The sequence below is a fragment of the Jeotgalibacillus alimentarius genome, from assembly GCF_000829445.1.
Taxonomy (GTDB): domain Bacteria; phylum Bacillota; class Bacilli; order Bacillales; family Jeotgalibacillaceae; genus Jeotgalibacillus; species Jeotgalibacillus alimentarius.
Map to the genome: position 1 here is coordinate 184,418 of NZ_JXRQ01000018.1, position 13,836 is coordinate 198,253.

Consider the following 13,836-nt stretch of genomic DNA (forward strand, 5'->3'; position numbering starts at 1 on the left):
TTTAATCCCCTTCTTTATAAGTATAATGAATATAAATACCTAATATATAGTCTATTATAAAGTGAATCGTGAAAACTGACCATAGACTTTCGGTATATTCATACACAAATCCCAAAATAAAAGATAAGCAAGTAATATTTACAAGCAGGACAAGGTTCTTCAAATACCTGAAATGGATCGCTATAAAGATCATACTGGCTCCTATCAGTCCAATATGAGTTTGTAATACACCCCTGAATAACAGTTCTTCACTAAATGCAATCAACCCTGTTAAAAGTAAGATATGAGCAGGCCGAATATAGCTGAAAAGAGTACGGTTAATTCCGCCATCATCAAATGATTGTTCAGGAAAAACCTTCATCAGCAGCAAATCTATTAAAACAATAGCTGCCCCGGTGATTAAACCGGTGATGAATATGTCTGCGTTGATTTGTAACAGCAGAGCAAAGTCGGAAAAACTGTTAAATAAAATGAACCCGAGAAAGATTGATATGATGATCAGAATGATTTGAGTGACATATACAGCGCGTATTAATTCTCTTCCTGTAAAAGGCTGGTGTTTATTCATTCTTGATCAATAACCTGTCCAGTTTCTCTTTCCAGTTTACTTCTTTGTAAGAGGACTTTTCTCTGTTCATCACCATATTCCCGATTCCGCAGTTGTCACAGCAATGATCTGCTTCAGCTGACGGTGATTCTTCAAAGAAAGCCAAAAGCTTCGCTCTCCTGCAGGAATCAGTTTCTATATAGCTTTTCATTTCCATTACTTTTTCCTTTTTACTGTTCACTCGTTTTTCAAGCAGATGATTAATACGTTCTGCCCAATGTTCAGCAGGTTCATGCTGTATATAATAACGCAGTACTCTAACTTGTGTATCTGTGAGCATCAGTTTTTCCTGGATTTCATTAATCGGCATATCCCTTTTGAACATACTATAAAAATTTTCTATCTGTTCTAAAGCAGGTTTTTCAAGTTCTGCAAGCTGCAGCGGAATAAATTCATCATTTGCACTGTATAGAAGAATGGAGTGAGCCTGCTTCAGGTCCCTGCCTGCCCTTCCGATCTCCTGCAGAAAGTTTTCAACTGATGAAGACATATGAAAATGGATAACCGTTCTGATATTATTTTTATTGATTCCCATACCAAATGCATTTGTCGCAAATATCCAGTCCAATTGACCGTTAATAAATTGCTGCTGGATTAAAATTCGCTGATCTGTCTCCATTCCTCCATGATACACAGAGCAACTGACATGCCTGGCTGATGCAGCCGCCTGCATCTCCTCTGCTTTTTTTCTGCTTGAGAAAAAAATAATGCCAGGTGCTGTGTTGCGTTGAACAAGTAAAAGCAGTTTATTTTCCTTTTGAGCCACATCATTAAATGTATTAACCTCTAAAGCAATATTTGGCCGGTTAACTGAATATACCCATTCTTTCCAATTGTTCAGGTTAAGTTTTTTTGCAATATCTTTTCTTATCTCCTCAGTCGCAGTGGCAGTCAGTGCAAGTGTGCATGGGCTGCCAAGTGTCTTTTTGAGATGTCCAAGTCTCAGATAATCCGGTCTGAAATCAGGACCCCATTGTGAAATACAATGCGCTTCATCAATAACGAGTAATCCAATGCCAATTTCTTTTAACTTCTGGAGCACCTCATTTGAATTCAGCATCTCAGGTGAAAGAAAAATAAAGCGGTATGCTTCAAGATTTGCAATCAACTGTTTTCTCTCTTTAAAAGTCAGAAAAGAATTAATTGCCGTTACTCTCTTTTCTCCCCTCAGCTTAATCTGATCCACCTGATCCTGCATCAACGATAACAACGGAGAAATGATCAAAACCCGGTTGTTGTTTACATAAGAGGGATATTGGTAACAAAGACTTTTTCCCGTTCCTGTAGGCAGCATGGCAATCGTATCCTTGTGATTAATGACTGAGCTGATGATCTCTTTTTGCCCTAAACGGAATGATGAATACCCAAATTTCTCATAAAGTAATTTCTCCATGACATCCCATCCCTCTCTGACGTAGCAAGTACCAGCCTGATTTGAAAATAATCGGCTTCCGGTACGCTGTCTTTTATAAACCTAAGCCTTTTACTGTCTTCGCCTGCTGATCGTATTTCTTTTATTAACTCATCCTGCACATAGAGATTCATGTCAAAGTCAGGATCCAGTAAAGCTATTTCAAGTACGTGATCTTCAATGGTGCTTTTCTTTAAATTCCTTAAAGCTGCAATCTGTTCAATTGAATACTGCTTTGATAAGTAGGTGAATGTTTCAGCTGTTGATTTTGTCAGCAACGTATTTCCAGTGTTTTCTAACATCATCATTTCTGACAAAACCGGATAATCTCCGGTCCTTTTTTCAACAGCTGCCACCATAAAATGGAGTGAATTCAAAAACCGGAGATACACATCGGCAGCATCACAACCCAATCTTTCTGCAATTTGCTGATTGGTCAGTCCGATCATGTCAAACCCGGACAGTTTTTGGACGACTAATTCAGGTGTATCAGGAAAATTTGTTAATGTGAGAACTTCCATTAATTCTTTATGGATCTGTTGAGTGTAATCAAGTAATGCTCTATTAGACTGCTTCACATGATGTCTGACCCAGTTTTGTATATGTATATCCCTGCTGACTGGAAGAAAACGCTGTCGATCATGGATCAGGTTAGATGCTGTCTGAATCATGAGTGTCAGCCTGTGCCAGAAAACCGGCGCTGACTTCTGGTATTTCCAGCCATTAAGATCATAAGGAACCGGTCTCACCTCAAAAAAATCAGATAGTGCTTTTTTTCCTGATGCGGTTACAACGATGATTCCATCTCTTTGTTCTGCAAGAAAGTCTTTTTGCAAAAGACCGGATAATCTCTGATCATAATTCTTTCTGCTCAGTGCAGGGTAAATCTGAAACTGAGGGGATACACCAAACAGTTGCGCATCTTGGATGGTTTGTGAAGTTTTTTTACCTTTTAGAAGATGATAGATGGAGGATTGGGTTCTTTCACCATTGATGATATCGAGTCCGACCATCATCATAGCATCAAGATAGTTCATAGAGGATCTCCTTTATTTACGAGTTATACTCATAGTAACATCTGATTCATACATTCGTCAGTTTTCATTTATGCTGAGACGGGTAAAAGAAATTAAACGGTCTTCTGTATTGAAAATCGAATCGCAGACGAGTAAAATAAGTAATGGACATTTTTCAGCTTATAAATGCTTTTATGAGGAGGTAATCCAATTGGCTAAATATACAATCGTAGATAAAGATACATGTATTGCATGTGGCGCATGTGGTGCTGCAGCACCGGACATTTATGATTACGATGATGAGGGTATTGCATTTGTCGTACTTGATGACAATGAAGGTACTGTTGAAGTACCTGAAGTATTGTATGATGATATGCTTGATGCTTTTGAAGGCTGCCCTACTGATTCGATCAAGGTTGCTGAAGAACCGTTTGATGGCGACGCACTAAAGTTTGAATAAAAGACCCGGCCACAAAGACAATTGATGTCTAAAGTGGCCAGGTCTTTTTTATTGCAGATAAGCGATGTTTCCGCCAACCGGAACGGGTACCGGAGCGCTGAAATCATATCCCTCTATAAACCCGTTTTCAATGCCCTCAAACTGAACAGAATTCATGGAGAAAGATTCAGCTGTCAGCAGAATCGATTCAACCATTTTTATTTTATCTTCACCAGTCAGTTCATTGATATTCCCTTCAAATGTCACAATTAATTCATTTTCAACCACTTCATAATTAACATTAATATTCTCAGGAACAGGTGAAGTGTAACGATCATTCGGCACTTCATCTTCTATCGCTGTCAGCGCTTCCTGAAGCGTGGTAAAATTTTCATTGCTTTTTGCATAATAGTAAGTGCCATTATTATTTTCATATACATAAAATCCTTTTTGATCATTGTTGAGCAGATAGGATTCTACTATACCAAACGCGCCTACTTCTGCAGTCTCATTATTTTCATCTACAATTCTGAACTGATTATAGTCGGAGCCGAAAGTTTCTTTTAATACATTAATTAAAAGGGCCGCTGATGCTCCCTGGGTCTTATTTTCAAGTTCATTGATCATACCCGTAATTGTTTCACCTTCTTCCTTCAGGTTATTGCTTACAGGATGATAATCCATAAATCCCATTTGCTGTTCATTAATGGATTCAGCCCATTTTAAGTATAGAGAGGCCGCTGATAACTTTTCTTCACTATCAGGTACGACAAATGTATATGGAATGATGTATGCATCTTCTGTAACAAGTGCCGCTTCAAAATATTGCCTGTCGCCAAGATTTTCTTCAAAAAGCAGACCTGACTCCTGAGTGCTTTCGATTTCTACTGTTTCAAGTTCTTTATCTGAAGCAGCTGCAGCTTCGCCTTCTTCTTCAGCTGCAGTTTCAGCTGTATCTTCCTGTGGTGCAGGATTTGACTCTTGAGGCTGGCTATCTAATGACTCTTCACGCTCAGTTTCCTGTACATTACTTTCGGCAGATTCATCATTCACTGTCACTGCCATATCGGAAGATGATTGTTCAGTGGAGGGATTATCCTGATTAAACAGACCGGGACCGAGTATAATCATCAGAGCTGCAGCTGCAGTTCCTGCAACTGCCGGCATCCAGGGGAAATTCTTTTTCCGTTTGTTCCTCAAATGAATATGCTGATACATATCATCTGCGCTTAAGCGGTTTTTGATGACTGGCAGTTGCTTCAAATGATATTCAATTTCCTTTTCAGTCGGCTTTTGTTTAGTCATTGATATCCCTCCCATCCTCTGACATCAGTTCTTTCAGTTTTTTAATTGCCCTGTGCTGCGTTGTTTTTACTTTTCCTTCTGACCACCCAAGTACCTTTGCAGCCTCTGCTATACTCAGATCCTGAATATATCTTGTTACAATGACAAGCTTCTGGTCAGTTGTGCATAAATCAAGACAGCTGTACAGCTTTTGAACTTCTTCATTCTGCTCAGTAATTTCTTCCGGGAGCGGTCCGTTTGATGAGATCTCTCTTTCTCCCCAGTCAAAGTGGTCCATTACCCGCTTGCGTATTGTTTGCTGCTTTCTGAAATAATCAATCGTTACATTTTTAGCAATTGAAAATAACCAGGTTTTTTCGGAACTTTTCCCTTCAAACCTGTGATAGGAATTCATCACTTTTATATACACTTCCTGCAACAGATCTTCTGCAGTATCTCTGTTTTTGACCATATAGATCAAAAATTGGAAAACATCCTGCTGATATTCCGAATATAATCGTTTAAAAACGGAGTCCATTAACCGTCTCCTCCCCCGTTCATACCATTAGTCGTATTTAAGATGAAAAAGTTTCTTTCATCAGAACGTTTTCTTATGTTGTCTGTATTTTACACCTTCTCATTTTACATGAGAGGTGTGAACTGTAAAAGATGGATTTAAAATAAATAAAAAACGGACAATTGATTTTTATAGCAGAGCCGGAGATGGTTACGCTGATCCGGTCTGTAAAAACCATTGTCCGCTTCATTCAGCAGGCCTATAGGTGGAATCATGAATTCCGTGGAAGATAAAAAGAAAACGTCGTTCCGTGGTCAACCTTACTTTCTGCTTTGATCTTTCCACGATGTGCTTCAATCAGGTTCTTTACAATCGCAAGACCTAAACCGGTCCCTGCACGTCCCCTTGTCCTTGCCTTATCAGCTTTGTAAAAGCGTTCGAATATAAATGGCAGGTCATCTTCCGGGATACCGACACCGTTGTCTATGACATCAAAACGGATAAATTGATTCTCCATATTTGTACTGATTGTAATGTCACCTTCTGTTTTAGTGTGTCTGATTGCATTGTCAAGAAGGTTGGTAAGTACCTGTTCAATTCTGTCAGGGTCAATGTGAATGGTGACTGATTCATCTAATTCACTTATAAACCGCATATGGATATCATTATCATTTAATCCAAGTTTGAACTTCGATAATACTCTTGATGCAAATTCATTTACTTTAATCTGTTCCTGATTCAATACGATATGTCCTGCTTCCATCCGTGCCAGGTCAAGCAGTTCATTCACAAGCCGGCCCATTCTGAGCGACTCATCGTAAATCACTCTTGCAATTTCTTTTCTTTCTTCATCACTTTGTGGTATGTCGTCTATAATTGCTTCACTATACCCCTGCAGCATCGAGATTGGTGTTCTCAGCTCATGTGATACATTAGCGATAAAGTCTTTTCTAAGTGTTTCTAGCTTTCTTTCCTCAGTCATGTCTCTCAGTACTGCAACGGCTCCTCTGACCGTATCTCCGCTATATAATGGGCTGATAATTGCAACATATGACCTGCCGTTCACTTCAAGTTCACCGGTTTGTTCTTCATTTGTCTGCATGACTTTTTGGATTAACTCTTCAAGAGTCGGCGGCAGCGCGAGCTTGGTGAAATCTTCCTGCTCATCATACCAGTTCTTTAAAAAACGTTCTGCAGGCGGATTTGAGACAAGGACTGTACAATCTTTATTAAAAGTGATTACACCGTCTGCCATAGAACTGAGTACACTTGACAGCTGTTCTTTTTCCTGGCTGAGTGCATCGAGGTGGTGCTTGAGCTGACGGCCCATCTGGTTGAATGCTGTAGCAAGCTCTCCAATTTCGTCATTAGATAAGATCGGAACTTTTGTATCGAACTTACCGCGTGCCACTTCAAATGCGCCTTCCCTCATTTTTCTAAGCGGAGCAGTAATTCTTGTAGACAGGAAAAAGGCAAAAATCGTTGTTAATATGATGGCAATTGCAGCTGCTAAAATAATCAGGCGTGTCGTCTGTTCCGTTGTCTGCTGAATGGCTTCAAGAGACTGATACACATACACTGCACCGATCGACTCACCGTCAGTATCTGAAACAGGTACTCCGACGATCATGACATTATTGTAACGGTTATCGAAATCTTCACCAGTGGGGAATTCATCCTGTACAATAACTGACTCTTCATCTACTCTGCTTAACGAATTGCTCCCCTCAATGACAGATAGAATATCTGTATAATTGATATCATCTGAATAAAAAACAGTTTGATCTTCAATTTTCACAATAGAATGAACAGGATCATCAAGAATTTCAGAAACTATCTGAAGGCTCATATCCAGTTCTTCGTGCTCCTCAATAATACTGGCCGCTTTTTGTGCTTCATACCTTAAAGACTCTTCCACTTCTTCCACATGATAGTTCTGAAAAAACTCCAGAAGCAGGATGGTCAGTATAAATAAAACAAAGGAGACAAGCAGCAGAATTGTCATCCACAGCTTGCCTACCACACTTCTCCAGATTCTCATTCGTCAACCTCGAATTTATATCCTACTCCCCATACAGTAACAATCATCTTACCTGCCTTCTCAGAGACTCTGTTAAGTTTTTCTCTCAGCCTTTTCACATGAGTATCGACTGTCCGCAGATCACCGAAGAATTCATAGTGCCAAACCTCTTTCAGTAATTGCTCACGGTCATATACTTTATCCGGACTTTTTGCCAGGAATAAAAGCAGCTCATATTCTTTAGGTGTTAATGTAACTTCGTGTCCATCAGCTGTCACTCTGTGTGCATCATTATCAATAACAAGGTGACTGTAAGCGATCATATCTTTGGCTTTTGTATCTGTTTTCACATGACTGCTTGTGGCAGTCCTTCTGAGTAATGCTTTTACTCTTAATACTACTTCTCTCGGACTAAAGGGTTTAACAATGTAATCGTCAGTTCCAACCTCAAACCCCTGTACTCGATTTGCCTCTTCCCCTTTAGCAGTCAGCATAATAACAGGTGTTGTTTTCGTTTCACGCAGATCCTTACAAACCTCAATCCCGTCTTTTCCAGGCATCATTAAATCGAGCAGGATACAATCGTAATCTTCTTCAAGTGCCTTTTTCAGTGCACTTTCACCATCTTCAGCTTCTTCAACTGTATATCCTTCACGCTCCAGATACATTTTTAACAGCCTGCGGATTCTTTCTTCATCATCAACTACAAGAATATGACCAAGTTCATTCATTAAAGATCCTCCTTGAGATATGTATTTAAAAGAAGCCCTCACTTACTCGTGAGGGCAATTTGATTAAGCGTAAGAATGGAGTCCGGCAATAATTAAGTTTACTGCTACAAGGTTAAACATAATAATAACAAATCCAATTACTGCAAGCCAGGCGGAACGATTCCCTTCCCATCCTCTTGACAGTCTCAGGTGCAGGAATGCTGCGTAAAACAGGAATGTAATAAGCGCCCAGACCTCTTTAGGGTCCCATCCCCAGAAACGTGTCCAGGCAATCTGAGCCCAGATCATTGCAAAGATCAGACCACCTAATGTAAAGACAGGAAAGCCTATCAGAACTGAACGGTAGCCGACTTCATCAAGCATATCCAGGTTTGCTTTCTTAACAAGCGGCTGGAATAAAGCAGCTACTTTCCTTCTTGAGATCAGTCTAATTAGCAAGTAAAGAATAACACCTACACCGATAGACCAGATCACTGTATTCAATCTTGGCGCATTTACAAGCGGATGCATTTCAAGACCTGTTGAGAATGCGCCTTCTGTAAGCAGTTCACCTTCATTAGGCGTAACCAGTGCAGGCATTGAATAGTGTACAACTGTTTCTGCATCTTCAGCATTAACAAATGTAAATTCAGACTCATAACCTGCAACAGAAAATACTGTTGCGCTTAAGACGAATCCAACTACAAGAATAATACCGAAAAGAACAGACTCAAGCCAGAATACTTGTTTTCCCCCTTTTGACAGATCAATGTCTTTTAACAGGAAGATCAGCCCGGCTACAAAGCTGACTGATAAAATCGCTTCACCAGCAGCCACTGTTGACACGTGAATCGCCAGCCAGTCACTTTGCAGTGCAGGAATCAGAGGAGAAACATCTCTCGGGAACATGCTTGCATATGCAATCGTTAAGAGTGCGACTGGCAATGCGAATACGCCAAGGATATGCAAGCGGTAAATAAAGTAAATGATAATAAATGCTGCAACGAGCATCATCGCGAAAAATGTAATAAATTCAAACAGGTTACTGACCGGTGCGTGTCCTGCAGCAATCCACCTCGCAAAGAAATAGCCAAGCTGAGAAGCAAATCCGATCAGTGTAATGGTAATGCCAATTGTTGCCCATCTGTTTTTTCCAGTCTGATTCGTATGTTTTTTTGATTTAATTGAACCTGCGAAAAATACAGTTGCCACAAGATATAACAGAAAAGCTATATACAGCAGCGTACTACTTATGCTCGCGAGTTGTGCCACTTTCATCTTCCTCCTTTGCATTGCCTTTGGATTCTTTCAGCTCCTGATGGTCATCGGGCTGATCGAGTCCAGCATATTCGAATGCCGGAGCAATGTCTTTTTTCAATCCATACCAGTTTTTATTTGTATGGCCTGCTGCATACAAATTAGAATCGGCATCTGTTTTAATCCAGATTCTTCTGTGATTCCAGTAGGATCCAACGATAACCCCAAACATAAAAATAGTGCCGCCTAAAGCAAGAATCCACAGCGTTAAATCTTTTCTGACAGTTAGCCCTGAAATATCTCTTGTTTCAATGCCATTGAAACTGATTTCATAGTCATTTTCTCCAAGAGGTTCAAGGTTTTGCTGTATGGCGACAAACGCTACTTCTCCATCCGGATGTTCAGGTGAAATCATATTAAATAAAAATGCTGGATTGTTAGGCAGAGGAGATACAGATTGCGGCTCCCCGTCGTCAAATCCGCTGAAATCAGGATAATACCCTGAAATCTCAACAGCATAGCCATCGTTTAATTCATATAATCCTGAAGTGTTCGGGTTAAACAAATCGACTGTAAAACTGCCGACTGGTTCACCGGTTTCTTTACTGTCCATTGTAAAGGACATTTTATATAATTCATCTTCAATATAATCAGTCTGATAAAGTGCAAATTGATCAAATTTCATCGGCACATTTACCTGGATTGCGTGATGGTCAACTTCAGTGATATTGTCAGTTGAACCGGCAATTGCGTTATCGTCTTTTTTATAAAGAATGGCATCCGTCTGGAAGTTCTTAGCGATCGCACCTGTGCGCTGAATGGTTTCATCAAACACCTCAGAATCGCCTTCCTGATAAGTTTCAAGCGTGAACCCTTCGTTTTTCAGAAGATACTCCTGCCCTGTCCCGGGAATGATTTCAGTCTCGCCTTCACGAATCCATAACATTTCATCGACATACATACCAGGTACAAACCTGAGCATGGCTCCAATTAAAAAAATAATCAGGCCGGTATGGTTGATATATGGTCCCCATCTTGAAAACTGGTTTTTCTCAGCTAAAAGACTGCCATTTTCAACTCTGACTTTGTAGCGTCTTTTTTTCAGCCCTTCACTAAGACGGTTAAGTGTATCCTGCGAGCCTTTTGCTTCATAGGCAGAATAAATCCGCTGTCTTTTCAGGAAAGAGTCATGTCTTTCCACACGCTGTTTTTTCAGCGCTTTATACAGCGGAACACCCCGGTCCAGACTTGCTATAATAATCGACGTCCCGATCGCTGCTACCAGCAGCATATACCACCAGGACCCATATAAATCATGAAAACCCAAAACATAATAGATTTTACCGGCTATGCCGTAACGGTCTTCATAGTATTCTACAGCCGGAATATTTTGCGGAATAAAAAATTCCTGAGGAAAAATCGTTCCGATTGCTGAAGCAACCAGTGTAATCACAATCAGCCAGACGCCAACTTTAACTGACGAAAAGAAGTTCCACACCTTATCAATAATAGAAGTGTGATAAGTTTGAGACCTTCTTGCCATTCCCTCATACCGCATCACATCATTTGTTTTTCTTTTTGCAGCTTCTTCAGTTAACGTTCTGCCGCAGGCCTGGCATAACTCAGAACCTTCCGGATTCACGTGGCCGCATTTACAAATCAATTTACTCATTCAGAAGACTCCTGACTTTCAGGCTTGATCATGTTCATGTAGGATACAATCATTTCTTCACTCATTTCGCCCGTAATCACCTTCTCAATTTCTCCGTCAGAGTTAACTAGAAGAGTGGTTGGAAGCGGTCCGATTGAATAAGCATCCATTACGTCACTGTTCACATCTCTGACCACAGGAAATGTAAGACCGAACTGATTGGCAAAGTTGGAAACTTTGAATTCAGATTCCCCTACATTTACTGCAATAACTTCTACTCCCTGGTCTTTGAAGACCTCATAGTGTTTTTGCATATAAGGGAATTCCTCTTTACAAGGTTCACACCAAGTACCCCAGAAATTTAAAAATACACCCTGGCCTTTATAATCAGACAGCTGATGCGTGTCGCCATCCAAATCTTCGAGTATAAAATCGGGTGCCTGATCACCAGCTCTGACAAGAGACCTTTCATCCCCCGTCACACTTGAGTAGATTGTATATGAGACTGCTGCAAGCAAAACAGCAAGAATCGATACACGCATGATGAGCCTTTTTTGTTTTTTCTTACTCATATTAGCTACCCCCTTAAAACGGTCACACTAAAGTATCATTGTCATTATAGCATTCGTTATAAAGGCATTAGCGTGTAGTATTTGAATGAACTGTGAAAATTGTCAGTTATGAAGTCCGTTCTCTGCGAATGATCTCAGTTGTTTCACTTCATGCGGAGTCAGTTCTCTTGCTTCCCCGGCATTCAGACCTGTCAGATGCAAAAAGGCGTATCTTTCTCTTTTCAGCTTTTGAACAGGATGTCCTACTGCCTCAAGCATTCTTCTGACCTGTCTGTTGCGTCCTTCATGAATCGTAATCTCAAGAATCGTTTTATCTTTTTGCTTATCAGCTGAAATCACTTTAGCTCTTGAAGGCGCAGTCATTCCATCTTCAAGCTTGATACCTTTTTCAAGTTTTTTAATCACTTCACGTTTTACGAGCCCTTTCACTCTGGCAACGTATGTTTTAGGGACTTCATATTTAGGATGTGTCAACAGGTTGGCAAACTCGCCATCATTGGTTAGCAGCAGTAAGCCTGACGTGTCATAGTCCAGTCTTCCAACCGGATAAATTCTCTCTTCCACATGCTGAAAATAATCAGTTACCACTTTACGGTTTTTATCATCACTGACCGCTGAGATCACGCCGGATGGCTTATAGAATAAATAATATACTTTGTTTTCCCGCTCAATTTTGACTCCTTCAACTTCGATTTTATCTGAAGCTGTTACTTTAGTGCCAAGCTCTGTAACGGTTTTTCCATTCACCTTTACCTTACCCTGTTTAATTAATTCTTCTGCTTTTCTGCGTGATGCCACTCCAGCGTGTGCAATCACTTTTTGTAATCTCTCCATCTCTTACACCTCTTCATTTGTTCTGCTTCTTACAGCATTATGTCACATATATGGTCAAAAGCAAATCACGATCATATAAAACCCTGATTAACTGTTGGATCTGCGTATTTCTTCAGATATAATGAGCATGATGAAAGAATCTCAGCGTATGCGCTAGAATGGTGATGAAATGGAATACACAGTAAAGCTTGATGCATTTGAAGGCCCGCTTGATCTTCTGCTTCATCTGATACAGGGTCTTGAAATCGACATTTATGATATCCCGATGGCGGAAATTTCTGAGCAGTATACACTTTATATTAAAGCAATGAGTGTACTTGAGCTGAATACTGCGAGTGAATATCTCGTGATGGCTGCTACTTTAATGTCAATTAAGAGCAGAATGCTTCTCCCCAAACAGGAAGAAGATTGGGAAGAAGATCAATCATTTGAAGAAGACCCAAGAGAAGAATTAGTTGAAAAGCTCATTGAATATAAAAAATATAAAAAGGCTGCTACCGAATTGAAACAAAAAGAGGATGAAAGAAGTCTCCATTATACGAAGCCTCCTGAAGATCTTAGTTCATACACAGATCAGGTAACGGCGGGTGCCGAAACAAGTATTGACCTGCATGATCTGATTGGTGCATTTAACAAATTAATGCGCCGGAAAAAAATTAAAAAGCCGATGTCTACACGAATTACCAGACAGGAAATCTCAATTGAAACACGCATGTCAGAAATTCTTCAAACCATACGGTCACACGCTGCGCCACGGGCTTTTTCCGAATTATTTCCCGTAGCTGAAAAACCTCATATGGTGGTTTCATTCATGGCAGTGCTCGAATTAGTTAAAAGACAGGAGATTCATATTAAGCAGGACCATAATTTTTCAGAAATTATGGTGGAAAGTAGTGAAGGAGTGTCATTAGTTGGGCAGCGATAATCAACATGCAATTATAGAAGGACTTTTATTTACAGCAGGAGATTCAGGGCTTTCAGAAGAGCAGATTGCTGAAGCACTGAATATGGAGGTTTCGGAGATTGCTGAGCTGATGGAATCGATATCGTCACGGTATGAGGAAGACTTGTCACGGGGACTTGAAATTGCTGCATATGCAGGAAAATATCAGTTTGTGACGAAAAAAAGTCTGGCAGCTCATATTAAGCTGCTGGCCGATTCACCTTCACCTTCCTCCCTCACTCAGGCCGGACTTGAAACACTGGCAATTATTGCTTATAAGCAGCCGGTAACAAGAGTGCAGATTGAAGAAGTCAGGGGTGTTAAGACTGACGGACCAGTTCACACACTTCTGGCAAGAGGACTGATTAAGGAAGTTGGCCGCAATGAAGGCGCAGGGAGGGCTATTTTATATGGTACGACTGCAGAATTTCTGGATTATCTCGGACTGAAAGATTTATCAGAGCTTCCTCCCCTTCCTGAAGATATAGATGATGAAAATGAAGACAGTGATTTATTTTTTGAATCATTAAGAAACGGCCTATCAGGAAATGAATGACACGTGCTCATGCACGTGT

At 40.3% G+C, this 13,836-nt stretch carries 14 protein-coding genes; 3 read left to right on the forward strand and 11 right to left on the reverse strand.

Features of this window, described 5'->3' with window-relative positions:
- Position 1: 1 nt before the first annotated feature.
- The 3 genes from KP77_RS10755 to KP77_RS10765 are packed head-to-tail and all read right to left on the reverse strand — an operon-like array spanning position 2 to position 3,055.
- A complete protein-coding gene (locus KP77_RS10755; RefSeq protein WP_041122726.1) occupies positions 2–568 on the reverse strand; it encodes a CPBP family intramembrane glutamic endopeptidase in 567 nt (188 codons plus the stop codon).
- Positions 561–2,000 carry a RecQ family ATP-dependent DNA helicase gene (locus KP77_RS10760; protein ID WP_041122727.1) on the reverse strand — a complete coding sequence of 480 codons (1,440 nt, stop codon included), beginning with the start codon at positions 1,998–2,000 and terminating at the stop codon, positions 561–563. The genes KP77_RS10755 and KP77_RS10760 overlap by 8 nt, the downstream gene beginning before the upstream one ends.
- On the reverse strand, positions 1,952–3,055 hold the full coding sequence (locus KP77_RS10765) for a helix-turn-helix domain-containing protein (protein ID WP_041122728.1): 1,104 nt from the start codon (positions 3,053–3,055) through the stop codon (positions 1,952–1,954). The genes KP77_RS10760 and KP77_RS10765 overlap by 49 nt, the downstream gene beginning before the upstream one ends.
- A 190-nt stretch (positions 3,056–3,245) precedes the next feature.
- On the opposite strand from KP77_RS10765, the gene KP77_RS10770 reads away from it, so the two are divergent.
- Positions 3,246–3,494 carry a ferredoxin gene (locus tag KP77_RS10770; RefSeq protein WP_041122729.1) on the forward strand — a complete coding sequence of 83 codons (249 nt, stop codon included), beginning with the start codon at positions 3,246–3,248 and terminating at the stop codon, positions 3,492–3,494.
- A gap of 48 nt (positions 3,495–3,542) precedes the next feature.
- Here the strand turns inward: KP77_RS10770 and KP77_RS10775 are convergent, their stop codons facing one another.
- From KP77_RS10775 to KP77_RS10810, 8 genes are all read right to left on the reverse strand, one after another.
- On the reverse strand, positions 3,543–4,778 hold the full coding sequence (locus KP77_RS10775) for a GerMN domain-containing protein (protein WP_041122730.1): 1,236 nt from the start codon (positions 4,776–4,778) through the stop codon (positions 3,543–3,545).
- Positions 4,771–5,295 (reverse strand): RNA polymerase sigma factor SigX, encoded by a 525-nt coding sequence (sigX, locus tag KP77_RS10780; protein WP_041122731.1) that lies wholly within the window; start codon positions 5,293–5,295, stop codon positions 4,771–4,773. The genes KP77_RS10775 and sigX overlap by 8 nt, the downstream gene beginning before the upstream one ends.
- 250 nt (positions 5,296–5,545) lie before the next feature.
- Positions 5,546–7,315, reverse strand: coding sequence for an ATP-binding protein (locus KP77_RS10785; RefSeq protein WP_041122732.1), 1,770 nt, complete (start codon positions 7,313–7,315; stop codon positions 5,546–5,548).
- Positions 7,312–8,025 (reverse strand): response regulator transcription factor, encoded by a 714-nt coding sequence (locus KP77_RS10790; protein ID WP_041122733.1) that lies wholly within the window; start codon positions 8,023–8,025, stop codon positions 7,312–7,314. The genes KP77_RS10785 and KP77_RS10790 overlap by 4 nt, the downstream gene beginning before the upstream one ends.
- A 63-nt stretch (positions 8,026–8,088) precedes the next feature.
- Positions 8,089–9,282 (reverse strand): c-type cytochrome biogenesis protein CcsB, encoded by a 1,194-nt coding sequence (gene ccsB / locus KP77_RS10795; protein WP_041122734.1) that lies wholly within the window; start codon positions 9,280–9,282, stop codon positions 8,089–8,091.
- A complete protein-coding gene (locus KP77_RS10800) occupies positions 9,251–10,933 on the reverse strand; it encodes a cytochrome c biogenesis protein ResB (RefSeq protein ID WP_041122735.1) in 1,683 nt (560 codons plus the stop codon). Before KP77_RS10800 ends, ccsB begins: the two co-directional genes overlap by 32 nt.
- Positions 10,930–11,484: a thiol-disulfide oxidoreductase ResA gene (gene resA, locus KP77_RS10805; protein ID WP_041122736.1), complete on the reverse strand. Its 555-nt coding sequence runs from the start codon at positions 11,482–11,484 to the stop codon at positions 10,930–10,932. The genes KP77_RS10800 and resA overlap by 4 nt, the downstream gene beginning before the upstream one ends.
- A gap of 102 nt (positions 11,485–11,586) precedes the next feature.
- Positions 11,587–12,318 carry a pseudouridine synthase gene (locus KP77_RS10810; protein ID WP_041122737.1) on the reverse strand — a complete coding sequence of 244 codons (732 nt, stop codon included), beginning with the start codon at positions 12,316–12,318 and terminating at the stop codon, positions 11,587–11,589.
- Positions 12,319–12,487: 169 nt separating this feature from the next.
- Between KP77_RS10810 and KP77_RS10815 the strand changes: the two genes are divergently transcribed.
- Complete coding sequence (locus KP77_RS10815; protein ID WP_041122738.1) at positions 12,488–13,243, forward strand: segregation/condensation protein A; 756 nt, start codon at positions 12,488–12,490, stop codon at positions 13,241–13,243.
- On the forward strand, positions 13,230–13,817 hold the full coding sequence (gene scpB, locus KP77_RS10820) for an SMC-Scp complex subunit ScpB (RefSeq protein WP_041122739.1): 588 nt from the start codon (positions 13,230–13,232) through the stop codon (positions 13,815–13,817). Before KP77_RS10815 ends, scpB begins: the two co-directional genes overlap by 14 nt.
- Positions 13,818–13,836 lie beyond the last annotated feature (19 nt).

What these genes read in the sequence shown, in the direction of transcription:
- KP77_RS10755 (WP_041122726.1), bottom strand. Translation starts at nt 568, where the DNA reads ATGAATAAACACCAGCCTTTTACAGGAAGAGAATTAATACGCGCTGTA.
- KP77_RS10800 (WP_041122735.1), bottom strand. Translation starts at nt 10,933, where the DNA reads ATGAGTAAATTGATTTGTAAATGCGGCCACGTGAATCCGGAAGGTTCT.
- resA (WP_041122736.1), bottom strand. Translation starts at nt 11,484, where the DNA reads ATGAGTAAGAAAAAACAAAAAAGGCTCATCATGCGTGTATCGATTCTT.
- KP77_RS10810 (WP_041122737.1), bottom strand. Translation starts at nt 12,318, where the DNA reads ATGGAGAGATTACAAAAAGTGATTGCACACGCTGGAGTGGCATCACGC.
- ccsB (WP_041122734.1), bottom strand. Translation starts at nt 9,282, where the DNA reads ATGAAAGTGGCACAACTCGCGAGCATAAGTAGTACGCTGCTGTATATA.
- KP77_RS10765 (WP_041122728.1), bottom strand. Translation starts at nt 3,055, where the DNA reads ATGAACTATCTTGATGCTATGATGATGGTCGGACTCGATATCATCAAT.
- KP77_RS10815 (WP_041122738.1), top strand. Translation starts at nt 12,488, where the DNA reads ATGGAATACACAGTAAAGCTTGATGCATTTGAAGGCCCGCTTGATCTT.
- KP77_RS10760 (WP_041122727.1), bottom strand. Translation starts at nt 2,000, where the DNA reads ATGGAGAAATTACTTTATGAGAAATTTGGGTATTCATCATTCCGTTTA.
- KP77_RS10790 (WP_041122733.1), bottom strand. Translation starts at nt 8,025, where the DNA reads ATGAATGAACTTGGTCATATTCTTGTAGTTGATGATGAAGAAAGAATC.
- KP77_RS10785 (WP_041122732.1), bottom strand. Translation starts at nt 7,315, where the DNA reads ATGAGAATCTGGAGAAGTGTGGTAGGCAAGCTGTGGATGACAATTCTG.
- KP77_RS10775 (WP_041122730.1), bottom strand. Translation starts at nt 4,778, where the DNA reads ATGACTAAACAAAAGCCGACTGAAAAGGAAATTGAATATCATTTGAAG.
- sigX (WP_041122731.1), bottom strand. Translation starts at nt 5,295, where the DNA reads ATGGACTCCGTTTTTAAACGATTATATTCGGAATATCAGCAGGATGTT.